This is a genomic window from Mesorhizobium sp. M0800 (assembly GCF_040320095.1).
GTDB lineage: Bacteria > Pseudomonadota > Alphaproteobacteria > Rhizobiales > Rhizobiaceae > Mesorhizobium.
In genome coordinates this window covers 24,584-46,411 of the sequence record NZ_JAMYOZ010000037.1, presented here as the reverse complement: position 1 = coordinate 46,411, position 21,828 = coordinate 24,584, and the positions used below count along the sequence as shown (strand labels likewise).

Genomic DNA, 21,828 nt, shown 5'->3' with positions numbered 1-21,828 from the left:
GGCGCCACATCGGCCACCTCGTTGAAACGATCGAGGCAACCGAATGCAACAACTACTTCGCAAACGCCGGCTACGCTTCCATCAAAACGTGAAAGGCTCTAAAGAGTAGCGCCATCGGCGAGGCAACTGATCTCCCCCCTTGAGGGGGAGATGTCCGGCAGGACAGAGGGGGGCGCTGTCCCGCCAATCTTCGAAGGCTTGCGTTTGCAGGGCTTCGAACGATGCTTTAGGCCGTCGCCTTGGCCTTCCTGCCCCGGCCCTTGACGGGGGTGGGCGGGGGGGCTTTGCGGCCGAGGCCGATCGCCTTGGCCAGTTGCGAACGCGAGGCTGCGTAGTTGGGGGCGACCATCGGGTAGTCAGACGGCAGGCCCCATTTGGCGCGGTAAGCGTCGGGCGTCAGCCCGAAATGGACGCCGATATGGCGCTTCAAGGATTTGAACTTCTTGCCGTCCTCGAGACAGATGATGTAGTCCGGCGTCACCGATTTCTTGGGATTGACGGCAGGCGTCAGCGGTGCGGCGACCGGCACTGCCGGTTGCCCGAGGCCGCCTATGGAAGCGCTGACGCTGGCGATGAGATCGCCGAGGCCGGAAGCCGGCAAGCGGTTCTTCTCGACGTATGCGGAGACGATATGGGCGGTCAGCTCGAGCAGGTCGATGTCTTTGCGAGCGTTGTTGTTGTCGTCGGTCAATCTATCTCTCCGTCCATGGGGGTCGCAGAAATTCCTAGTCGGCAAATCTGCGCAATGCAATGACGCCGCACCACGTCACACATTATTTTGAATAATAATACTAACGGCAGCGCGGGATTAACAACCCTGAGCCGGTGCTCGATAATATCAGACAATCAGCAATATCAAATAATCAGGGATTTGTCGCGCCATAGTCGAAATCCGCCCTCGAAGGCGCGTGTGTTGTCGCCGCGTCTGCAATCGGCGGGCAAGTCGGTGAGTTCGTCGACATTGCCGCCGCCGATGACCACGTAATCCGGCTGCATGGCGGCGCGAAGCCGGTCGACCACGTCGAAGACGTGTTTGCGCCATTTCTTCTTGCCGCGCTTTTGCAGGCCGCGTTCGCCGACATAGTCTTCGAAACTGCCGCGCTTCTTGTAGGGAAGATGGGCAAGCTCCATCGGCTGGGCAACGTTATCAACGATCATCGCGGCCCCCAGGCCGGTGCCGAGGCCAAGGAACAGCATGCGGCCGCCCTCATAACTGCCGATGGCCTGCATGAGCGCATCGTTAACGACCTTGACCGGTTTGCCGAACTCGGCGGCGAAATCGCAGCCGACCCAGCCCTTGCCGAGATTGGCGGGTTCGGTCAGCGGCCGGTTGTGATGCACCGGGCCCGGATAGCCCATCGAGACGACATCGTAGTGCAGCCCTTCGGCGAGCGTCTTCACCGCCGCGACCATCTGCTGCGGCGTAAGCTCCGGTCCGGAAGCGGTCTTGCGCTCGTCGCCGCCGGCGCTGGTGCGGATCTTGACATGCGAGCCGCCGATATCGATCGCAAGCACGATCTTTTCTTCCTCCGATGCCGGCTGCTTCATCGCCTTGGCCATCGCTTTCGCCTCCCAGAAATCATTTCGCTGGATTGATCCAGCCGTTCTGCGGCCCGAATCCAGCCATGGCTTCGGCCGGCCCCCAGGTCTTTGGCGCGTAGACAAGGGGCGGCGTGGTGTCGCCGAGCACCGGGCCGACGATGCGCCAGGCGAGCTCGCTGGCGTCCTGGCGGGTGAACAGCTGGCCGTTGCCGTTCATGGCGTCGCCGATCAACCGCTCGTAAGGCGGCATGTCGCCCTTCGAATCGTCGAGCGCGGTGAGCTCGACCTGCTCACCGACCATGTCATCGCCGGGCGCCTTGCGCCGGGCTCCGATCGAGATCGCCACCTGAGGATCGATGCGGAAGCGCACGTGATTGCAGTCGCCGGGCTTGATCGGATCGAAGACGTCGAGCGGCGGCCGCTTCAGCCGCACGATGACCTCGGTGGCGTGCACCGGCAGGGATTTGCCGGCGCGAATGAAGAACGGCACATCCTGCCAGCGCCAGGTATCGACGAAAAAGCGCACCGCCGCGAAGGTCTCGACCGGCGAGTTCGGCGCCACGCCCGGCTCGTTGAGATAGCCGTCGAACTGGCCGCGCACCACATCGTCCCTGGTCAGCGTCCGGATCGCCCGCAGCACCTGCACCTTCTCGTCGATGAGATCGTCGGCCGAGCGGCCGACCGGCGGTTCCATGGCGAGCAGCAAGAGGATGTTGAGCAGATGGTTTTCGATGACGTCGCGAATGCAGCCGACCTCGTCATAGAAGCGGCCGCGGCCCTCGACGCCGAAATCCTCGGCCATGGTGATCTGCACGCTCTCGACGTAATTGCGGTTCCAGATCGGCTCGAGGAAGGAATTGGCGAAGCGGAAATAGAGCAGGTTCTGGATCGCCTCCTTGCCGAGATAATGGTCGATGCGGAAGATCGACTTCTCGTCGAAGACCAGATGCAGCACCCGGTTCAGCCAGCGCGCCGATTGCAGATCGTGGCCGAACGGCTTTTCCACCATCAGGCGCGCGCCCTGGGCGGCGCCCGACTGCTCCAGCCCCTGGACGACCACCTCGAACATCGCCGGCGGCACCGCCAGATAGTGCAGCGGCCGCTCAGCGCTGCCGAGCGCGGTCTTCAGCTTCTCGAAGGTCGCAGGCGCCCGATAGTCGCCGCTGACATAGCGCAGCAGCGATGCAAGCCTGGCAAAGATCTTGTCGTCGATGCTGCCCAAGGCGTTGACGATGCCGTCGCGGGCGCGCGCCTGCAGCTTGGCGAGGTCCCAGGGATCGAAGGCGACGCCGATTACCGGCTCGTTCAGCGTCCCTTTGGCCACCATGGCGTAAAGGGCGGGGAAGATCTTCTTGTGGGCGAGATCGCCGGTGGCGCCGAAAAGCACCAGCGTGTCCGATCGTTCCTGGCTCATGGGCGTACCTCCCTGTCGCCCGTCACGAGCCGGCCTTGGGTTTTTCGACATGGCCGCCAAAGGCATAGCGCATGGCGGACAGAAGCTTGTCGGCGAATTCGGATTCGCCTTGCGAGGAGAACCTGTCGAACAGCGCCGAGGACAGCACCGGCGCCGGCACGCCGGTGTCGATCGCCGCCTTCAGCGTCCAGCGGCCTTCGCCGGAATCCGAGACCCGCCCGCCGAACTGCGTCAACGACGAATCGGCCTTCAGTACGCCGGCCGTCAGGTCGAGCAGCCACGAGCCGATGACGCTGCCGTGCCGCCAGACCTCGGCCACTTCAGCGATGTCGATGTCGAACTGGTAATATTGCGGGTTTTCCAGCGGGCTGGTTTCGGCGTCGGCGGTGCGCTGCCGTTTGCCGGCATTCGCCGACTTCAGGATGTTCATGCCTTCGGCATAGGCGGCCATAACGCCATATTCGATACCGTTATGGACCATCTTGACGAAATGGCCGGCGCCGCTTGGTCCGCAGTGGAGATAGCCGAAGGGAGCGGTTCCGGCATCCTTGGCAGGGGCAGGCGAAGCGGCGTCGGCGCCGGGCGCCAGCGTTGCAAAGACCGGATCGAGATGCTGGACCGCGCTGTCGGGGCCGCCGATCATCAGGCAGTAGCCGCGCTCGAGGCCCCAGACGCCGCCGCTGGTGCCGACATCGACATAGCTCAAGCCTTTCAAGGCGAGGCGCGCGGCGTGGTCGACGGCCTCATGATAATAGGAATTGCCGCCGTCTATGATGATGTCGCCCGGCTCCATCAGGGCAGCCACCTGGTCGACGATCCTGCCGGTGATCGCCGCCGGCAGCATCAGCCAGGCGCTGCGCGGCTTCGCCAGCTTGCCGACGAACTCCTCCATCGAGGCGGCTCCGACCGCGCCGGCGCTCACAAGCGCGGCGACGCTCGCCGGGTTGATGTCGTAGACGACGCATTCGTGGCCATCACGCAGCAGGCGCCGAACCATGTTGGCGCCCATCCGGCCCAGTCCCATCATTCCTATCTGCATGGTCTCGTCCTGCCTTACTTGAGGGATCGATGATCTAGTGGCGCTGTGATTGAAGCATGATCTTTTCCGAAAACCGGTCTCCACTTTGCGGGATCATGCTCTATCCGGTATCGCCGATGCCGACAGAAAAGTCAGCATTCTCCCAATGGCCGCTATCGGGCCAGAAGAAAGTGAAGACAATGCTATTGCCCGGGCTATTGCCCGTAGCAATCTCGGCAACCTGCAATTCCGCAAGATGGATGCCGAAAGCGTTCGCGGTGGTCTCGGTGTCATGGACGGTTGCCCAATTGTCGCTGCTCCAATGAACCACCGCCCGGGCCAGAAGTTCGATGCGCAGCGCCTTGCCTGCCGGGATGCTACGGATCTTGTGGTTGAAGCGCCATGCCCTGAAGCGCGACACCGTCCTGCCCTCGATATAGCGCTTGACGCCTTGCGGCGGCATGTCGAACACCGTGCCGTCGCGCAGCGACCGCAGCAGCTTGATGTGCTCGGAATGCGCCCAGACCAGCGGCTTGGCGCTGCCGGAGGGCCCGCCATGCCGCAATTCGCGCTCCGGCATGTCGGGACCGTCCCAGACCTGCTCCGGTAGCAGGCCGCCCGGTCCGGCAGAGTTCTCGAACGTCCTGAGCAGGCTTGCCGCACTATCCCTACGGCCTGCCGCCAGCTCGTAATGAGCGCGCTCGCCGACCAGCAGCGGCCAGGGCCGGCCCCGGCCGGTTCCATCGAAGGGCGCGCCGTCGGCATGCTCGCCATAGCCATCGCCATTGTAGCGGTACCAGAGCGGGCCCTGCGGCAGTTCGCAGCGCAATTGCGCGTCGATGACCTTGACCGTGTCGAGGATGCGCGGATCGTCGGCTGCCCGCAAGCCGAAGCGGACCAGCGCCAGCGCATCCGGGCTGACGATCGCTTCGGCCGGGCGGTTCGCATCGCCGGACGGACGGTTCTTGATCGGCACAAAGCCGTCCCTCGGCGATGCCGCGCCGGCGGTGTCGGGCGGGGCGATACGGACATAGTAGCCTTCGACGCTGGCTTGCTCGCATGCGGCGGTGCCGGCGACGTAGGTCCAGCGTTCGATCTGATCGTTCCAGACATCGGCGGTTTCGCGCAGATAGTTTGCCGGCTCTGTTTTGCCGGCGGCATCGAAGATGTCCGCAGCCGCAAGCAATGCGGCGATCTCGACCGCAAGTGTGAACGGGCTGTAGCCGGCGTCTTCTTCCCAGCGGTCTTCGCCGGTGACCGGGCCGTTGCGCACGACGTAGGCGGCCGCGCGCTCGATCATCGGCATGAAGGAGGAGAGTACCGCAGGCGGCAAATGGCCGGCGCGGCGCAGTGCGTCGGCAAGCAGCAGCGGGAAGGCGCATTCGTCCATCTGGATGCCCGGCCAATAGGCCGATCCGTCGAGCCAGGCGTTCTGCGGCCAATGGCCGTCCGGCTGCTGGATCGCGCGCAGATAGCCAAGGATGCGCAAGGCTTCCGCCGGGTCGCCGGCGGCGAGGAAGCCGCCGGCGGTTTCGACCAGATCGCGCGGCCAGACCAGGTGATAGCCGCCGAGGTCGTCGTCGCCCTTGTTGAAGCCCCACGGGATCGACAGGCTGGCAACGGCTGCTCCGGCGGACGACCGGTGTGTCGCCAGCACCGCCGTGCTGAGGCGGTAGCTGTTGAGGCCGGACGCCGCATGCCGGTCCAGCGGCAGCAATCCGGCCTGCCATTTGCGCCATTTGTCGACGTAGGATCTGGCTGCGGGCCCAAAACATTGCTTCAGGCTGGCGAAAGCAGTTTCCGCCGCCTGTTGCGGCGTCGTGCCGAAGCCCAGTGCCAGCAATATTTTTGGGTTCGCAGCCGAAAAGGCGATCTCGCCGGTCAGCGCGACATTGCCGTCCTCGGCCCTGCGGCAGGCCGGATCGAGCCGGCCGCCTTGACGAAGCTGCTGCCAGCCGTCGGAGACGCCGACATAGCCGGCCGAGCACGCCTTCCACGGCAGCGACGAGGCGAGCGCCAGGCAGGTGCCGCGTCCCGATGCAAACAGGACAGGCTGTCCTTCATGGTCGTCGATCCAGGCGGTGTTGCCCATGCCGGCGTTGACGAGGTGCGGTGCCAGCAGCGCGTAGACGCGGTAGTCGGCGGCCGCGCCTTTGAGCGGCGTGAACATAATCTCCTGCAGCAAGACGGGACGTTCCGGATCCGTCAGGATGCGCTTTTCGATCCTGTAGGTTCCATCGCTTGCGGTGTTGACCAGCCGGTAGGCAGGCACCCCGTCCGCCAGGGGTTCGATACTGTGTTCGGCGTCGCGTTTTTCTTCCGAGAAATAGCCGTCGGGTCCGGTGACGATCAGCCCCAGATCGCGAGTGCAGGCGCTATCGAGGCGCGGGTAATAGATCTCGTTGAGGATACCGTGGCTGATGGTGAACCAGATCGGGCAGGCCGGCGAGAGCGCGGTGCCGACGCCGCTCTTGGCGCTCGAGGTCCAGCGCGCCGGAATGCCGGGTGCACCCGGGGCAAGGTTCGTCGCCATTCAATCGGTCTCCAGTGCCATCCCTAGACCAGGAGTCGAACCGGTTTCAATGATTGCACCGCAAGTTGATCGCCGGACATGGATTGCTGTTGACAGCTTGCCGCCTATCTGCATTTGTCTGATAATAGATAAAAAACAAGATTGTGAGCGTATCAGCCAATACCCCACCAGCCAGCCATTAACCACCAGTAAGACAGCAACTCACGGGAGGAGTATGACATGAGGAAAATATTCGTTTTGGGGGCTCTTGCGGCGATGCTCGCCGCAGGTACCGCGCTTGCCGACACCAGCGGCAAGAAAATCGCCTTCTCCAACAATTACGCCGGCAATTCCTGGCGGCAGGCGATGCTGGACAGCTACGCCATCGTTACCAAGAAGGCGGTTGCCGACAAGGTGGTCGGCGCCGCGGACGTCTTCACGACGGCCGACAAGGAAGTGCCGACGCAAGCAGCCCAAGTGCAGAACCTGATCCTGCAGGGCTATGACGCGATCGTCATCAACGCGGCGTCTCCGGATGCGCTCAACGGCGCCATCAAGCAGGCCTGCGACGCCGGCATCGTCGTCGTCTCCTTCGACGGCATCGTCACCGAACCCTGCGCCTACCGCGTCGTCGTCGACTTCAAGGACATGGGCAAGCAGGAAGTCGAGCAGATGGCCAAGTTCCAGCCCAAGGGCGGCAACCTGCTGGAAATCCGCGGCCTCGCCGGCACCTCGATCGACGATGCCATCCATGCCGGCATCCTCGAAGGCGTCGCTGCTCATCCCGAGTTCAAGATCGTCGGCTCGGTGACCGGCGACTGGGACCAGACCACGGCACAGAAAGCCGTAGCGACGATCCTGCCGTCGCTGCCGGATGTTGTCGGGGTCGTCGACCAGGGCGGTGACGGCTACGGCGCGGCGCAGGCTTTCGCCGCCGCCGGCAAGCCACGCCCGACCATCATCATGGGCAATCGCCAGGACGAGTTGCAGTGGTGGAAGGAGCAGAAGGAAAAGGACGGTTACCAGACCTGGTCGGCATCGATCGCACCGGGCGTATCGACGCTTGCCTTCTGGGTGGCGCAGCAGGTGCTCGACGGCCGCACCGACGTGCCGCACGACCTGCTGGTGCCCTATCTTGCCTTCACCCAGGACGATTTCGAGGCCGCGCTGCCGAAGATTCCGAAGGGCGGCGTCGCCAGCCACGAATACACGCAGGAAGACGCCGTCGCGGCGATCAAGGCCAACATCAAGTGAGCATGGCACTATTGTTGCCGCCACGGATAACCGGGTATCGTTGAGGGATGCCCGAGGCCAATGCAGACATCATCATGCCGGACGGCGCCGAAAAGCTTTTCGGCGCCGTCAGTTTGGACATCATAAGACTGGACGGAGCCGAAAAACATTTCGGCGCCGTCAGGGCGCTCGCCGGTGTCGATTTCAGCGTTCGTGCCGGAGAATGCGTCGGTCTCGTCGGCCATAACGGCGCCGGAAAATCGACGCTCATGCATATGGTGGCGGGCACGCTCGCCCCCGACAGCGGGCAGATCGCGGTCCGCGGCGGTGTCGAGGCAAGTTATTCGGTGCCGCGCGCGCAGCAGCTCGGCATACGCTGTGTGTTCCAGGAGCTGTCGCTCTGCCCGAACCTCAGCGTCGCCGAGAACACGCGGATCAACCACGCGTCGCTGCATGGCTTCGGCTGGCGGCGCAAGGCGGCCGATCTGATCGCCGCCAAGCTCGACGAGATATTCCCCGGCCACAGCATCTCGGCATCCGACATCGTCGGTGATCTTTCCATCACCAGCCGGCAGATGGTGGAGGTGGCGCGCGCCTTCACGGTCACGCAGGAGCCGCTCGAGCTGGTTATCCTCGACGAGCCGACATCCTCGCTCGATGCGCAAACCGCCGGCCAGCTGCTGGCGTTCGTGCGCCGCTTCATAGCCGCCGGCAAGAGCTGCATCCTGATCTCGCATGTGCTGGGCGAAGTGCTCGGAAACGCCGACCGCATCGTGGTGATGCGCGACGGCAAGGTGGTCGCCGCCGGGCAGGCCGATCAATTCGACCGCGACAGGCTGGTGACGGCGATGGGCGGAGCGGAGGCGCGCGAGAAGACCGCCGCAGAGATTGCGAGCGGCAAGCCCGAGCCCGGTCCGCTGCGGGTCCGGGCGCGTCCGGCGCGACAGCAGGACGGCAACGAGCTTGTCGCCCGTGCCGGTGAGATCATCGGCCTTGCCGGGCTTGCCGGGCATGGGCAGACCGATCTTTTGCTGGCGATCTTTGCCGCGGCTTCCCGCGCCAAGACCGGCATCGAGGTTACCGCGCCGGTGGCGCTGGTTGCCGGCGACCGCCAGTCGGACGGGATTTTTCCGCAATGGTCGATCGCCGAGAACATCGGCATCCGTTCGCTGGCGCGATTGCGCAACGGCCTCTTGATCTCGCCGCAGCGCGAAGCCGAGCTCGCCGAGTTGTGGCAGCGGAAAATCGGCATCCGTACGCCCGACATGAACAACAACATCTTCTCGCTGTCCGGCGGCAACCAGCAGAAGGCGCTGTTCGCGCGGGCGCTCGGCTCCGACGCCAAGATCGTGCTGATGGACGATCCGATGCGCGGCGTCGACATCGGAACCAAGCTCGAAGTCTACGACCTGGTGCGCGAGGAGGCTCGCCATGGCCGCACTTTCCTCTGGTACACCACCGAAACCGAAGAGCTCGACAATTGCGACCACATCTATGTGTTCAAGAACGGCCGGATCGTCGCCAACCTTCGTCGCGACGAACTGACGGAGGAAAAGATCATCCAGTCGTCGTTCGGCGATGCGGCCTGAGATGACAGCGGTATCCGTCGAGAATGGGTTAAAAACTTCGGCTCGCGCCACGAGGCGGGCGCGCATGCTGCGCAGCCTGCTGCCGGCACTGTCGCTGGCGCTGGTGCTCATCGCCATCGCCTGGCTCAACCCGCGCGCCATCAGCTATTTCGGTTTCAGCCTGATGCTCAATCTGGCGATCCCGATCGCTCTGGCGACGATCGCGCAGATGTTCGTCATCGCCGGCAACGAGCTCGATCTGTCGATTGGCACCTTTGTCGGCTTCGTCGGCTGCGTGACGGCGACATGGCTGAAGGACGCGCCGCTGCTCGGCGTCGTGATCCTGCTCGGGTCGATCGGCGTCTACGCGCTGCTCGGCGCGCTGATCCATCTGCGCAACCTGCCCTCTATCGTGGTGACGCTCGGCATGAGTTTTGTCTGGCAGGGCATGGCCATCCTCATCCTGCCCAAGCCCGGCGGCAAGGCGCCGGACTGGTTGCTGGCGCTGATGGCCTTCAAGCCACCCTTCATTCCGTTCCCGATCATCGCGGCATTGCTGATCGCGGCCGTCGTCCACTTTGGCCTGATGCGCACCTCCTACGGCGCCATCCTGCGTGGATCGGGCGGCAATTCAGCCGCACTCAAACGCGCCGGCTGGTCGCTGCTGCGCACCAAGATCGCGCTGTTTGCGCTGACCGGCCTGTTCGGCGTTTTGTCCGGCATGGCGCTGATCGGCATCACCACCTCGGCCGATGCCAATATCGGCAATGGCTACACGCTGCTTTCGATCGCCGGCGTCATCCTCGGCGGCGGCGAGTTCGTCGGCGGCCGGGTGTCGCCGATCGGCGCCGTCATCGGCGCGCTGACGCTGGCGCTGGCGGCATCGCCCCTCTTGACGTTCATGCACATTCCGCCCGACTGGCAGGTCGCCGCCAATGGCGCCATCCTGATCATCGTGCTGGCGGCGCGGGTGCTGATCAGCCGCAGGGAGAGGTGAGCATGGCATCGCTGCGGACACTGCTCGCCAGACCCTGGATCTGGTCGTTCTTCGGGGCGCTGCTAGTGTGGCTGGCGACCATCGCCTTCACCGGCGGCTATGGCGGCGGCGGCATGATCACGGCGGCGCTGTCGCTCGCCGTCTTCACGGTCATCGTCGGCGTCGGGCAGATGTTCGTCATCACGCTCGGGCCGGGCAATGTCGACCTGTCGCTGCCGGCCAATATCGGCCTTGCCAGCGCCGTCGCCATGAAGGTCATGGACGGCAATGATGCGATGATCGCGGTCGGCCTGCTGGCAGCGCTTGCCTGCGGCATGGCGATCGGCGCCGTCAACTATCTGCTGATCTGGGCGCTGCGCATTCCGCCGATCATCGCGACGCTGTCGGCCAGCTTCGTAATCCAGTCGGTCGATATCAGCTATGGGCGGGGCCTGCAGATCAAGCCGCCGCCGGGCTTTGCCGATTTCACCAACTGGCAGATCTTCGGCATCCCGGTGCTGGCGATCCTCACGGTGCTGTTCACCATCGGCGCCGGCATCGTTTTGCAGCGCATGATCTACGGACGCTCGGTGCTGGCGATCGGCCAGAACATCCGCGCTGCCTGGCTGGCCGGCGTCAATGTCGGCCGCACCCGCTTCCTCACCTACACGCTGTCGGGCGCGCTCGGCGGCCTCGACGGCGCACTGCTCGCCGGCTATTTCCGCGGCGCCAATGTCGATATCGGCAATGAGTATCTGCTGGCCTCGATCGCGGTCGTCGTCATCGGCGGCACGTCAGTGGCGGGCGGCAAGGCCAATGTGCCGGGGGTCTGGGGCGCGGCGCTGTTCCTGGTGCTGCTGTTGACCATGCTCAACACATTCGGTGTCAGCGTCGGCGTCCGCCTGGTGCTGACAGGGCTGATCATCGTCGGCGTCATCACCGCCGCCGGCGGGCAGAAGGCGCTGCGCTAGCAAGAATCAGGTGAGGGCGATCGATCTTTCGATTTCATTTTTTCCCATTTCGAAGAGCGTTCCCCACGGGTTCTCGAAAAAAGAATGCTGTCAAGAACGAAGCTGTCTTCTCCGGACACTCCCTTCCTGATGTGCTGGACTTCTTCGCCAGCGCGCAAGCGCCGAATGATTTCGATGCCACGTATTCCGCGTTCTCGAAGAGCTTTTTCCCAGAAGTCGTTGCTGAGCGGATTGCGAAATTTCAATTCAAATCGGCCAGTTCCGGACAACACCAACCGAGACAACTCTTGCAGTCTATCGACCGTCGTGCGGACCGCCCATTTGATCGCTGTCGTTCTCACATAGAGGTCAAGATCCAGTAGGCAGTTCGCCAAAGCCTTGGCGATCGCTTCGTCGTAGCAGCCGGATGTAGACATGTAATTCACGAAGGCAACTCGGCAATCGGGGAGGGGGTCGCTTGCAAACTCCGTTGCCGGTATCTTCAGGACTTCGACTGCTTCGCCCAACTCGCCAAGGCAGTAAGCCGCGCGGAGCCGGTCGCTGGATTTCTCGGACTGCATGAGGCTGACGAGAAACTCCAGATCAACTCCTCGCCTCCATCTCCTTAGGAGTTCCTGCCCGGCTCTGTAGCTTAGATCGTGGTCATGATCGCCGTACCGGGCTTCGTCCATAAGAACGGCAGTGGACTCTCCCGCTAAATCTTTGGTCATTCCTGGTGTTGGCGACGGCCAAAATGTTGGTTGTGTTCGAATCGATACTCTCTACATCCAAAGCGACGACGTCAATCGTTACCCGCCGGCTGACTCCACCGGCCGGTCCTGACGACCGATCGACCCGACGAAAACACCGGTTTCCATGAGAGCATTGGCGCTGTAAAGCCAATCGCGCCTTCGCCAGCATCGTTTGCAAGAGGTTTGCGTGTCCGATTTCGTCAGCACTACAAGGCACGGCAACGTCGCGGTGGTGAGCATCGACAATCCGCCGGTCAACGCGCTGAGCTTCCATGTGCGCGAGCCGCTGATGCAGGCGCTCGTTTCCCTGCGCGACGAGCCGTCGGTCGGAGCAATCGTGATAGCATGCGCCGGGCGGACCTTCGTCGCCGGCGCCGACATCACCGAATTCGGCAAGCCGGCGCGGCAACCGGACCTGGGCGCCCTAGTCGCCATGCTGGAAACCATCGCCAAGCCGACGGTCGCGGCCATTCACGGCACTGCGCTCGGCGGCGGCCTGGAACTGGCGCTCGGCTGCCATTTCCGTGTTGCCGACCGAACGGCAAGGCTCGGCCTGCCGGAAGTCAAGCTCGGCCTGCTGCCGGGCGGCGGCGGCACGGTTCGCCTGCCGCGCTTGGTTGGTCCGCTGAAGGCACTCAGCATGATCGTTTCGGGAACGCCGATCGGTGCGGCCGAGGCGCTCGCCGCCGGCCTGGTGGATGCCGTCTTCGATGGCGACCTGACCGCGCAAGCGGTGAGTTTCGCCAACGAAACGGCCGCGAAAGGCGGTCCGTTCACGCCGGTGCGCGACCGCAATGATCGCCTCGACCAGGCCGACTTGCCGGCGTTCGACAAGGAAGCGGCAGTGCTTGCCGGCAAAGCACGCGGCCTCGAGGCGCCGATCGCCTGTGCGCAGTCGGTCCGCAACGCCCTGACGCTTCCCTTCGACGAAGCGCTGGCGGCGGAGCGCGACCTGTTCGTCAAGCTTGTCGCCGGGGGCCAATCACGCGCGCAGCGGCATTTGTTCTTCGCTGAACGTGAGGCGGCAAAGATTGCCGGCAAGGACGTCGTCAGGCGCAAGATCGCCCGGGTCGGCGTCATCGGCGCCGGCACGATGGGCGGCGGCATCGCCATGGCGTTCGCCAACGGCGGCGTCCCCGTGACCTTGCTGGAAGCGACACACGAGGCCTTGCAGCGCGGGCTGGCGACGATCAACAAGAATTATGCGGTTTCCGTCATCCGCGGCTCGCTGAGCGAAGACGCCAAGCGCCAACGGCTTGGGTTGTTCAAGGGTTCCACCGACTATGCCGATCTTGCCGATTGCGACCTGATCGTCGAGGCCGTGTTCGAGGAAATGGCGGTCAAGAAGGAGGTATTCGGCAGGCTGGATGCCGTCGCCAAACCGGGCGCGATCCTCGCCACCAACACCTCCTATCTCGACGTCAACGAAATCGCCGCTTCGACGTCGCGGCCGCAGGATCTCCTCGGCATGCATTTCTTTTCGCCGGCTAACGTCATGAAGCTTTTGGAAATCGTCCGCGCCGACAAGACTTCGCCCGACGTGCTGGCGACCATCGTCGATCTGGCACGGCGGATCGGCAAGGTGCCGGTCGTTGTCGGCGTCTGCCACGGCTTCGTCGGCAACCGCATGCTGGCGGCGCGCGGTGCGGAACTGGAGACGCTTCTGCTGGAAGGCGCAATGCCGCGCCAGGTCGACCAGGTGTTCACCGATTTCGGCTGGCCGATGGGGCCGTTCGAGATGAGCGATCTCGCCGGCCTCGACATAGGCTGGCGCAACCGCAAGGCGCGTGGCCAGACGGCCGTGATCGCCGATGCGTTGTGCGAACAGGGACATTTCGGCCAGAAGACCGGCAGCGGCTTCTATCGCTACGAAGGCGGTTCGCGCACGCCGCTGCCCGATCCCGATGTCGAGGCGCTGATCCGCAACAAGGCTGCCGAGCGCGGTATTGCACCGCGCGCGATCGGCGCCGAGGAGATCATCGAGCGGACGCTCTATCCGATGATCAACGAGGGCGCCAAAATCCTCAAGGAAAAGATTGTCGCCCGCGCCTCCGATATCGACGTCGTCTGGGTCAACGGCTACGGCTTCCCGGTCGGCAAGGGCGGGCCGATGTTCTGGGCGAGCCTCGAAGGCGTGGACAAGATCATCCGGCGGCTGGATCACTGGCACCAGCAGACCGGCAAGGATGTCTTTCGAGTGGCACCCCGGCTCAGGCAGATGGCCGAAACCGGTTCCTGGGACGGCGCTGCCGGTTGAACTTGGGACTACCGAATCCGTGCGTCCATGATCTCGACAAAACGCGCGAACAGACCCGCCTGCGACTTTATCTTGAGCTTGCGGTAAATGTTGCGGCGATGAACTTTTACGGTTCCCGGCACGATGCGCATCGCCCTGGCAATCGATTCCGTGGAATGGCCCTGAAGCACCAGATCGACGACATGCTGTTCGCGCGGCGTGAGCGAAAGGCTCTTCCAGATGTGAGCACGTTCGAACTCACTGACCGGAGCAATCGCCTCGTCTTGCTTCGTCCCAACCGGTCCGTCAGCCGGAAGGGTAGGCCAGCGCAGCCTGACGAGGCTGATCACCGCAGGCGCCATGTCGCGCAGCAACCTGGCATCGGCGGTTCCGAACGGCCCCGAAGCGCGCAATCGCATCAGCGAGACCACCAGCGCGTCCTTTCCCGGCAGCGGCACGAAAAAGCCGACCTCCTCCGCAAGCCTGGTCTGGCTGTAATAGGAGCGGTAATATTCGCTGGCATAGAAGCGATCCGGCGCCAATTCGCGCATGCGCCAAAAGCCTTCCTTGCGCTCGACTGCCGCATGGTGGAACGGATCGAGCAGATAAGGCCCTTCCTGATAGAGCGCGACGAAGACGTGGCTTTCGGCCGGCGAGAATGTCTCGAACAGCAGCGGCGGGCGTGAGGCGCCGCGATAGCCGAAGATCACGCAATGATCGAAGCTGACATGCTGGCGGAGCCAGGCGACCATCGTCTTGCCGAAAAGCTCGCCGCTCGTCTCCCGCGTCGCTGCGATGAGCGCAGCGAGCCGGCTGTATTCATCGCTGCGTGAAACGCCCAATTCATACCCCTCCAGACGAGAAAATAGATGAAATATACCACCTGGGAGGTATATACTAGCCGCCATTGGCTCTGATAGCGTTTCGAGACCAACTAGCCGCTGGAGCCCGCAGCCTTGACCGCAGTGCCCGACATCGAGTTTCGCGGGGTCACCAAACGCTACGGCAGCGTGATCGCGGTCAGCGGCATCGATCTTGCCATCCCGCCGTCTGCCTTTGTCGCGTTGCTCGGGCCGTCCGGCTGCGGCAAGACAACCTGTTTGCGCATGATCGGCGGTTTTGAACAGCCAAGCGAAGGTGTGGTATTCATCCGTGGCCGCGACATGGCCGGCACGCCGCCCTATCGGCGGCCGGTCAACATGGTGTTCCAGCAATATGCGTTGTTTCCGCATCTGGATGTGGCGGACAACGTCGCCTATGGCCTACGCCAGGCGCGGCCGCGCCTGTCGTCGCGGGAGATCAGCCTGAAGGCAGGCGAGGCGCTCGCCATGGTTCGGCTTGCCGGCTATGGACGCCGCAAGATCCATGAGCTTTCCGGCGGCCAGCAGCAGCGTGTCGCCCTGGCGCGGGCGCTGGTCAACAAGCCGGCGGTGCTGCTGCTCGACGAGCCCCTGGCGGCGCTCGACAAGAAGCTGCGCACCGACATGCAGATAGAGCTGCAGAACCTGCAGCGCGAGATCGGCATCACCTTCGTCCTGGTCACCCACGATCAGGAAGAGGCACTGTCGATGAGCGATTTCGTCTGCGTCATGAATGGCGGGCGCATCGTCCAGCTTGGGCAGCCGAGCGAAATCTACGACGAACCCGCCGACCTCTTCGTCGCCGATTTCGTCGGCAAGACCAATCTCTTGAGCGGCAAGGTCGTCGGGCTCTCGGGCAAGCTCGTCGAGGTAGCGCTTGCCGACGGCACCGTCATCGCCGCGCGCAAGCGCACTTCGCTAGCCCAGGGCGAAGCCGTCTCGGTCAGCCTGCGTCCTGAATCCTTAAGTCTCGGCGCGCCCGGAAGCGGCCGGCTGAACGGGCTTGTCCGCAACCGGATCTTTCTCGGTTCCACCGCGGAATATGCAATCGAGGTCCAAGGCATCGGGACACTGCTCGCCAAGGCCGATCATCTGGTTGGCGGTGGAAATCTCTTCAAGCCGGGTGAACCCGTCGCCGTCGGCTTTACAGCCGGAACGCCGCTGGCGTTTCCGGAGAATAACGGGACCAACCAGAGGGAAAACAAAAATGTCGAAATCGTATCGTGACGGACTGCCGATAAGCCCTGAAAAATTCGTCGACCAGTTGATGCGCCTCAAGCGCGGTTCCATCGGCCGCCGCGAGTTCCTTGGCCTCACCGGCCTAGGCATCGCAACGGCAGTAATGGCCCGCGAACTCGGCATCATGCCGTCGCCAGCCTTCGCCCAGGAGGGGCTTGGCGACCGCATGTCGATTGCCACCTGGCCCAATTATCACGACCCGGCGACGTTCGAGAATTTCAAGGCCGAAACCGGCGTTGCCGTCGAGGTGAACGTGTTCGGGTCAAACGAGGAGATGCTGGCCAAGCTGCAGGCCGGCGCCTCGGGCTGGAGCCTTTTCGTTCCGACCAACTACACGATCTCGACTTACAAGAAGCTTGGCATCATCGAGGCGCTGGATATGGCCAAGCTTGCCAATTATGACGGCTCGCAAGAAGACCCGCGCTTCACTGGGGAAGGCACGATCGATGGCGTGACCTACGCGGTGCCGAAGAATTGGGGCACCACCGGCTTTGCCGTCAACACCAAGAAACTGACCAAGCCGATGACAAGCTGGAAGGAATTCTGGGACACGGCCATGGCCGAGGGCGACGGCCGAACCATGGTTCATGATTACCAGCTGACCACGATCGGCAACGCGCTGAAATATTTCGGCTTCTCGTTCAACTCGCTGAAGCCGGACGAACTCGCCAAGGCGGAGGAATTGCTGCTGAAGGTCAAGCCGCATCTGTTCGCGGTCTCCAGCGACTACCAGCCGTCGATGCGTGCCGGCGACGCCTGGATGACGATGTGCTGGACCAATGACGGGGCGCAGCTCCACCGCGACATCCCCGAAATCGCCTACGTGCTTGGCAAGGAAGGCGGCGAGATCTGGACCGACTTCTACGCAATACCCAAGGATGCGCCGAACAAGCCTGCCGGCTATGCCTTGCTCAACTATTTGATGAACCCGAAAGTCGCGGTCAAGGAGCACCTGGCCAACGGTGCGCCTTCCACCGATGCGCGGGTCAATGCGCTGCTGCCCACGGAGGTGCTGGACAATCCGATCCTCTATCCGGCGGCGGATCTGCTGAAGCCGCTCGAATTCGGTGCGGCTGCAACGCTAACCGATCCGGGCCGGGCCGAATTGATGGCACGCTTCAAGTCGGCTTGAACCGGGCAGGCCACAGGCTCGATGCAGGCAACTCCCCGGCGGACAGATGTCCGCCGGCACCGGGGCGGTTTTTTCAATGCGCGGCAACGTTCTCCGTCACAATCTCCTGACCGCCCTGCTACTCGGTCCAGCAACGGCGTGGCTGGTGGTGTTTTTAGTTTTGCCGTTCGTGGCGATCGCCGTTTTCAGCGTCGGCGAGCGGGCGCCGGAAGGCGGCTATCAGGCCGCTTTCACCTTGGCGCAGTTTGCCAATCTTCCGGCGCGGGCGACCGCCTTCTGGAACACCATGGTGCTGGCGCCGGCGGGCGCACTGGCCTGTCTTCTCGTTGCCTATCCGGTCGCCTATTACCTCGCTTTGCGCGCACCCGAACGGTGGCGGCTGATCCTGCTGGCGCTTGTCGTCATCCCGTTCTGGACCAGCCTGCTGATGCGAACCTATGCCTGGATGTATGTGCTTGGCGGGCGTGGCATCCCAGCTCTCCTGGCCTATGTCGGGCTGGAGGACGTGCGGCTGATCAACACGCCGGGAGCGGTTCTGCTCGGCATCGTCTATGGTTATCTGCCGCTGATGATCCTGCCGATCTATGTCAGCCTCGAGCGGCTCGACCGCCGGCTGCTGGAGGCCTCCGCCGATCTCGGCGCGACGCCGATCTCGACATTCCTCGGCGTGACGCTGCGGCTGTCGCTGCCAGGTGTGATGACCGGCTTCTCGCTGGTCATGATCCTGCTGCTCGGCGAATATCTGATCCCGACGCTACTCGGCGGCGGCAAGGTCTTCTTCATCGGCAACGCGCTGGTCGATCTGTTCCTGCAATCGCGCAACTGGCCATTTGGATCGGCAATCGCCATCACACTTGTGGCGGTTTCAGTGGTCGTGCTGCTTGCCGCGAACCGCATTTCGACCCGGCTTTCGGGTGCCCGCCGGGTGGACCTGATCTGATGCGTGCCTTCGTCGTTGCGGTCTTTGCCTTTCTCTACCTGCCGATCGCGCTGGTGGTACTGTTTTCGTTCAACGCCGGCCACCACGCCAGCGAGTTCACTGGCTTCTCGGTGCAATGGTACGGCAAGGCCCTGGCAAACCCGTTCCTGGTCGAAGCGCTGAAGAACAGCCTGTTCATCGCCACGACCAGCGCCTTGCTGGCGGCGCTGTGCGGCACGGCGGCCGCGCTTGGCCTGGCGCGTGTCGGCGCGCAGACGCGAGCCGTCTTCGATGCGCTTTTGGGTGCTGCGATCGTCGTTCCTGGCGTCGTCATCGGCATCTCGACGCTGGTCGCGCTGGTCCAGCTATTCGGGGTGGTCAACCCGTTTGTCGCTTCGCTGTGGCCGAACGACCAGCCACCGCGCCTGTCGCTCGGCTATGGCTCGATCATCGCCGCGCACGGGCTGTTTTCGATGGCGCTGGTGGCGATGATTGTCAGCACGCGCCTCGGCAGCCTCGACCGCAATCTGGTCGAGGCCTCGAGCGATCTTTACGCCACCCCGCTGACGACGTTCCGCAGCATTGTGTTGCCGCAGATCATGCCGGCGGTGATCGCCGGCTTCCTGCTCGCCTTCACATTCTCCTTCGACGATTTCATCGTCGCTTTCTTCGTCGCCGGCGCACAGACGACGTTGCCGATCTATGTCTTCGCCTCGATCCGGCGCGGGGTCACGCCGGAGATCAATGCCATCGCGACGATCGTGCTCGTCGCCTCCGTTCTGCTCGTGGTGCTTGCCCAATGGCAACTGCGGCAACGAAAACCATCACACTGAAAGACAAAAAACATGATTCTGAGAGATCGCATCGCCGTGGTGACGGGTGCCGGGTCGGGGATCGGGCGTGCCGGCGCCATGATGATGGCCAGGGAAGGCGCGCTCGTGGTGATCGCCGACAGGGACCAGGCGGCGGGGGAAGCAACCGCTTCCGACATTCGTGCGGCCGGGGGTCGGGCCGAGGCCGTCGCCACCGACGTCGGCGAGGATGCGGCGGTCGAGCAGCTCATTGCGGGAACGCTGGGCCGGCATCGGCGGATCGACATCCTGCACAATCATGCCGGGATCCAGGTCGGCGGCACGCTGACCGAAGTCGGCGCCGACGGCATGGATGCCTCCTGGCGGATCAATGTGCGGGCGCAGTTCCTTGCGGCCAGGCTGGTCATGCCGTCGATGATCGCGCAAGGCGGCGGGGTGATTCTGAATACCGCCTCGAATTCGGGTGTGTTCTACGACCGCGAAATGATCGCCTACGCAACGTCAAAACATGCAGTGGTGGCGATGACCCGGCAGATGTCGCTCGACTATGCCAAACACAATGTCCGCATCAACGCGCTGTGCCCCGGCTGGGTCGATACGCCCTTCAACGAGCCGTTCATCGCGCAGATGGGCGGGCGGGGGGCGATCGAGAACTATGTCCGCACCAAGATTCCCATGCAGCGCTGGGCCAGCGCGGAGGAAATCGCCGAAGCGATCCTGTTCCTCGTCTCCGACCGCTCGTCCTTCATGACCGGTCAGGCGCTGGTGATCGACGGTGGAGAAAGCATCGGCTGATCCGCCGCTCCCGGCGGGCGGCAGCTGAAATTCTCTTTGGCCTAACGGCCGGCAGCGAGATGTGCTTTCGTCTCAAGGAGAATGCGGCCAAGATGGCGGGCCGGGAGCAGAAATCGTCAGTGCAAGAGAGAGGCGGCATAATGGCCGAGGCGTATATCTGCGACTACATCCGCACGCCGATCGGACGCTTCGGCGGTTCGTTGTCGGCGGTCCGTGCCGACGATCTCGGCGCGATACCTCTGAGGGCGCTGGTCGAGCGTAATTCGGGCATCGACTGGGCCGCCATCGACGATGTCGTCTATGGCTGCGCCAACCAGGCCGGCGAGGACAATCGTAATGTGGCGCGCATGGCGCTGCTGCTGGCCGGCCTGCCGAAGGAGGTTTCGGGCTCGACCGTCAACCGTCTCTGCGGTTCGGGCATGGATGCGGTGATAATTGCTGCCCGCGCCATCAAGGCCGGCGAGGCGGAGCTGATGATATCAGGCGGCGTCGAATCGATGAGCCGCGCTCCGTTCGTGCTGCCGAAGGCAGAGACCGCCTTTTCGCGCAATGCCGAGATTTACGACACCACGATCGGCTGGCGCTTCATCAATCCGCTGATGAAGAAGCAATACGGCGTCGATTCGATGCCGGAGACCGGCGAGAACGTGGCGGAAGAGTTCGCTGTCTCCCGCGCCGACCAGGACGCATTTGCCGTGCGCAGCCAGGACAAGGCTGTAGCCGCCCAAGCCAATGGCCGGCTGGCAAAGGAAATCACGCCGGTGACGATCGCGCAGCGCAAGGGCGATCCGGTCGTTGTCGACAGAGATGAGCATCCCCGCGGGGGCACGTCGATCGAAGCGTTGGCCAAGTTGCCGACGCCGTTCCGGCAAGGCGGCACGGTTACGGCCGGCAATGCCTCGGGCGTCAATGACGGCGCCGCGGCGCTGATCGTCGCCTCGGAAGCGGCAGCGAAGAGATGCGGACTGACGCCGATTGCCCGCATCCTCGGCGGTGCCAGCGCCGGCGTCGCTCCGCGCATCATGGGCATCGGTCCGGTGCCGGCCACGCAGAAGCTGTGTGCCCGGCTCGGCCTGAAGCCGCAACAGTTCGATGTCGTCGAGCTCAACGAGGCCTTCGCCTCGCAAGGCATCGCCGTGCTGCGCCAGCTCGGGATTGCCGAGGATGCGGAGCACGTCAACCCGAATGGCGGTGCCATCGCGCTCGGCCATCCGCTCGGCATGTCCGGCGCGCGCATATCAGGCACGGCGGCGCTGGAGCTGCGTGAACGCGGCGCCAGATACGCGCTCGCCACCATGTGCATCGGTGTCGGCCAGGGCATCGCCGTGGCGCTCGAACGCGTTTGATCTTTTGGCCGCCCTGGGGCAGAGCCCTGGCGCCGCCTATCTCGTTTGCCCGATATGCGAAAGACGCTCTGGTCAATGGGCGATCCTTGCGAAATGATGGACACCGTTGCGCCTAGGCCGGGAAAGTGTGGCCCTTGCAAGAAAGCTGTTTGAATTGAGCGATCCTCAACCCATTACCAACGATACAATCCTCATAATTCTGCATTATGTTCTCGTCGAAATTCGAGGGACTGACAAACCGGAAAAGGCACGGATGCTCGCGGACGCCTTTCACAACGCGCCGAGCTTGATCGCAAATGGCCATGAACCGCAAAAAACGTGGGAAAGCATTCTTTCAACCGCGCGAAGGCTTGAAATAGAGCCTTACGTCCTTCGGCTATTGCGGCACGTTCAATCGCGTCAAATTTCAAACTGAGACATTACCCGAAATTTGACCATGTGGACAAAGGTCCGGCGTCGTTCCATAGTTCCCTGTCTTTATATTTTCCGAACAGCCGGCTCGACATGGCTGTCGAACAGAGGGG

At 63.5% G+C, this 21,828-nt stretch carries 18 protein-coding genes; 11 read left to right on the top strand and 7 right to left on the bottom strand.

From position 1 onward, the window contains the following. Positions 1 to 226: 226 nt before the first annotated feature. The 5 genes from NKI18_RS29280 to NKI18_RS29260 all read right to left on the bottom strand — a co-directional run bounded on the left by NKI18_RS29280 (position 227) and on the right by NKI18_RS29260 (position 6,507). Complete coding sequence (locus tag NKI18_RS29280; protein ID WP_352620614.1) at positions 227 to 691, bottom strand: Ros/MucR family transcriptional regulator; 465 nt, start codon at positions 689 to 691, stop codon at positions 227 to 229. A gap of 164 nt (positions 692 to 855) precedes the next feature. Beyond that, on the bottom strand, positions 856 to 1,560 hold the full coding sequence (locus NKI18_RS29275; protein WP_352569458.1) for an ROK family protein: 705 nt from the start codon (positions 1,558 to 1,560) through the stop codon (positions 856 to 858). Between the two features lie 19 nt (positions 1,561 to 1,579). Then, positions 1,580 to 2,956, bottom strand: a complete 1,377-nt coding sequence (gene zwf, locus NKI18_RS29270) for a glucose-6-phosphate dehydrogenase (RefSeq protein ID WP_352456291.1) — start codon at positions 2,954 to 2,956, stop codon at positions 1,580 to 1,582. A gap of 22 nt (positions 2,957 to 2,978) precedes the next feature. Further along, the gene (gnd, locus tag NKI18_RS29265; RefSeq protein WP_352456290.1) at positions 2,979 to 3,995 is read right to left on the bottom strand and encodes a phosphogluconate dehydrogenase (NAD(+)-dependent, decarboxylating); all 1,017 of its coding nucleotides are present in this window, start codon (positions 3,993 to 3,995) and stop codon (positions 2,979 to 2,981) included. Positions 3,996 to 4,095: 100 nt separating this feature from the next. Then, a complete protein-coding gene (locus NKI18_RS29260; RefSeq protein ID WP_352620612.1) occupies positions 4,096 to 6,507 on the bottom strand; it encodes a glucan 1,4-alpha-glucosidase in 2,412 nt (803 codons plus the stop codon). 219 nt (positions 6,508 to 6,726) lie between these two features. On the opposite strand from NKI18_RS29260, the gene NKI18_RS29255 reads away from it, so the two are divergent. From NKI18_RS29255 to NKI18_RS29240, 4 genes are all read left to right on the top strand, one after another. Next, the gene (locus NKI18_RS29255; RefSeq protein ID WP_352620610.1) at positions 6,727 to 7,740 is read left to right on the top strand and encodes an ABC transporter substrate-binding protein; all 1,014 of its coding nucleotides are present in this window, start codon (positions 6,727 to 6,729) and stop codon (positions 7,738 to 7,740) included. Positions 7,741 to 7,814: 74 nt separating this feature from the next. Then, positions 7,815 to 9,308, top strand: coding sequence for a sugar ABC transporter ATP-binding protein (locus NKI18_RS29250; RefSeq protein WP_352620621.1), 1,494 nt, complete (start codon positions 7,815 to 7,817; stop codon positions 9,306 to 9,308). A gap of 1 nt (position 9,309) precedes the next feature. Further along, positions 9,310 to 10,284, top strand: a complete 975-nt coding sequence (locus NKI18_RS29245) for an ABC transporter permease (protein ID WP_352620608.1) — start codon at positions 9,310 to 9,312, stop codon at positions 10,282 to 10,284. Positions 10,285 to 10,286: 2 nt separating this feature from the next. Next, a complete protein-coding gene (locus tag NKI18_RS29240) occupies positions 10,287 to 11,234 on the top strand; it encodes an ABC transporter permease (RefSeq protein ID WP_352456288.1) in 948 nt (315 codons plus the stop codon). Here NKI18_RS29240 and NKI18_RS29235 read toward each other — a convergent pair. Next, complete coding sequence (locus tag NKI18_RS29235; protein ID WP_352620606.1) at positions 11,231 to 11,944, bottom strand: HEAT repeat domain-containing protein; 714 nt, start codon at positions 11,942 to 11,944, stop codon at positions 11,231 to 11,233. The two genes, NKI18_RS29240 and NKI18_RS29235, sit on opposite strands and share 4 nt — an antisense overlap. Before the next feature lie 208 nt (positions 11,945 to 12,152). On the opposite strand from NKI18_RS29235, the gene NKI18_RS29230 reads away from it, so the two are divergent. Beyond that, positions 12,153 to 14,222: a 3-hydroxyacyl-CoA dehydrogenase NAD-binding domain-containing protein gene (locus NKI18_RS29230; RefSeq protein ID WP_353021444.1), complete on the top strand. Its 2,070-nt coding sequence runs from the start codon at positions 12,153 to 12,155 to the stop codon at positions 14,220 to 14,222. 8 nt (positions 14,223 to 14,230) lie between these two features. Here NKI18_RS29230 and NKI18_RS29225 read toward each other — a convergent pair whose 3' ends face one another. Beyond that, positions 14,231 to 15,043: a helix-turn-helix domain-containing protein gene (locus NKI18_RS29225; protein ID WP_352620602.1), complete on the bottom strand. Its 813-nt coding sequence runs from the start codon at positions 15,041 to 15,043 to the stop codon at positions 14,231 to 14,233. Between the two features lie 114 nt (positions 15,044 to 15,157). Here NKI18_RS29225 and NKI18_RS29220 point away from each other — a divergent pair, with 114 nt between their 5' ends. From NKI18_RS29220 to pcaF, 6 genes are all read left to right on the top strand, one after another. Then, positions 15,158 to 16,288 carry an ABC transporter ATP-binding protein gene (locus NKI18_RS29220; protein ID WP_023678187.1) on the top strand — a complete coding sequence of 377 codons (1,131 nt, stop codon included), beginning with the start codon at positions 15,158 to 15,160 and terminating at the stop codon, positions 16,286 to 16,288. Beyond that, positions 16,269 to 17,432 (top strand): ABC transporter substrate-binding protein, encoded by a 1,164-nt coding sequence (locus tag NKI18_RS29215; protein ID WP_352620600.1) that lies wholly within the window; start codon positions 16,269 to 16,271, stop codon positions 17,430 to 17,432. The genes NKI18_RS29220 and NKI18_RS29215 overlap by 20 nt, the downstream gene beginning before the upstream one ends. A gap of 76 nt (positions 17,433 to 17,508) precedes the next feature. Then, positions 17,509 to 18,372 (top strand): ABC transporter permease, encoded by an 864-nt coding sequence (locus NKI18_RS29210; RefSeq protein WP_352620598.1) that lies wholly within the window; start codon positions 17,509 to 17,511, stop codon positions 18,370 to 18,372. After that, a complete protein-coding gene (locus NKI18_RS29205) occupies positions 18,372 to 19,184 on the top strand; it encodes an ABC transporter permease (RefSeq protein WP_352620597.1) in 813 nt (270 codons plus the stop codon). The genes NKI18_RS29210 and NKI18_RS29205 overlap by 1 nt, the downstream gene beginning before the upstream one ends. A gap of 12 nt (positions 19,185 to 19,196) precedes the next feature. Then, positions 19,197 to 19,958, top strand: coding sequence for an SDR family NAD(P)-dependent oxidoreductase (locus tag NKI18_RS29200; protein ID WP_352620595.1), 762 nt, complete (start codon positions 19,197 to 19,199; stop codon positions 19,956 to 19,958). Between the two features lie 140 nt (positions 19,959 to 20,098). Then, entirely contained in the window at positions 20,099 to 21,304 is a 1,206-nt protein-coding gene (gene pcaF / locus NKI18_RS29195; protein WP_352620594.1) for a 3-oxoadipyl-CoA thiolase, read from the top strand. Positions 21,305 to 21,828 lie beyond the last annotated feature (524 nt).

Coding starts and splice junctions, on each gene's coding strand:
- NKI18_RS29275 (WP_352569458.1), bottom strand. CDS start 1,560: ATGGCCAAGGCGATGAAGCAGCCGGCATCGGAGGAAGAAAAGATCGTG.
- zwf (WP_352456291.1), bottom strand. CDS start 2,956: ATGAGCCAGGAACGATCGGACACGCTGGTGCTTTTCGGCGCCACCGGC.
- gnd (WP_352456290.1), bottom strand. CDS start 3,995: ATGCAGATAGGAATGATGGGACTGGGCCGGATGGGCGCCAACATGGTT.
- NKI18_RS29260 (WP_352620612.1), bottom strand. CDS start 6,507: ATGGCGACGAACCTTGCCCCGGGTGCACCCGGCATTCCGGCGCGCTGG.
- NKI18_RS29255 (WP_352620610.1), top strand. CDS start 6,727: ATGAGGAAAATATTCGTTTTGGGGGCTCTTGCGGCGATGCTCGCCGCA.
- NKI18_RS29250 (WP_352620621.1), top strand. CDS start 7,815: ATGCCGGACGGCGCCGAAAAGCTTTTCGGCGCCGTCAGTTTGGACATC.
- NKI18_RS29245 (WP_352620608.1), top strand. CDS start 9,310: ATGACAGCGGTATCCGTCGAGAATGGGTTAAAAACTTCGGCTCGCGCC.
- NKI18_RS29240 (WP_352456288.1), top strand. CDS start 10,287: ATGGCATCGCTGCGGACACTGCTCGCCAGACCCTGGATCTGGTCGTTC.
- NKI18_RS29235 (WP_352620606.1), bottom strand. CDS start 11,944: ATGACCAAAGATTTAGCGGGAGAGTCCACTGCCGTTCTTATGGACGAA.
- NKI18_RS29215 (WP_352620600.1), top strand. CDS start 16,269: ATGTCGAAATCGTATCGTGACGGACTGCCGATAAGCCCTGAAAAATTC.
- NKI18_RS29210 (WP_352620598.1), top strand. CDS start 17,509: ATGCGCGGCAACGTTCTCCGTCACAATCTCCTGACCGCCCTGCTACTC.
- NKI18_RS29205 (WP_352620597.1), top strand. CDS start 18,372: ATGCGTGCCTTCGTCGTTGCGGTCTTTGCCTTTCTCTACCTGCCGATC.
- NKI18_RS29200 (WP_352620595.1), top strand. CDS start 19,197: ATGATTCTGAGAGATCGCATCGCCGTGGTGACGGGTGCCGGGTCGGGG.
- pcaF (WP_352620594.1), top strand. CDS start 20,099: ATGGCCGAGGCGTATATCTGCGACTACATCCGCACGCCGATCGGACGC.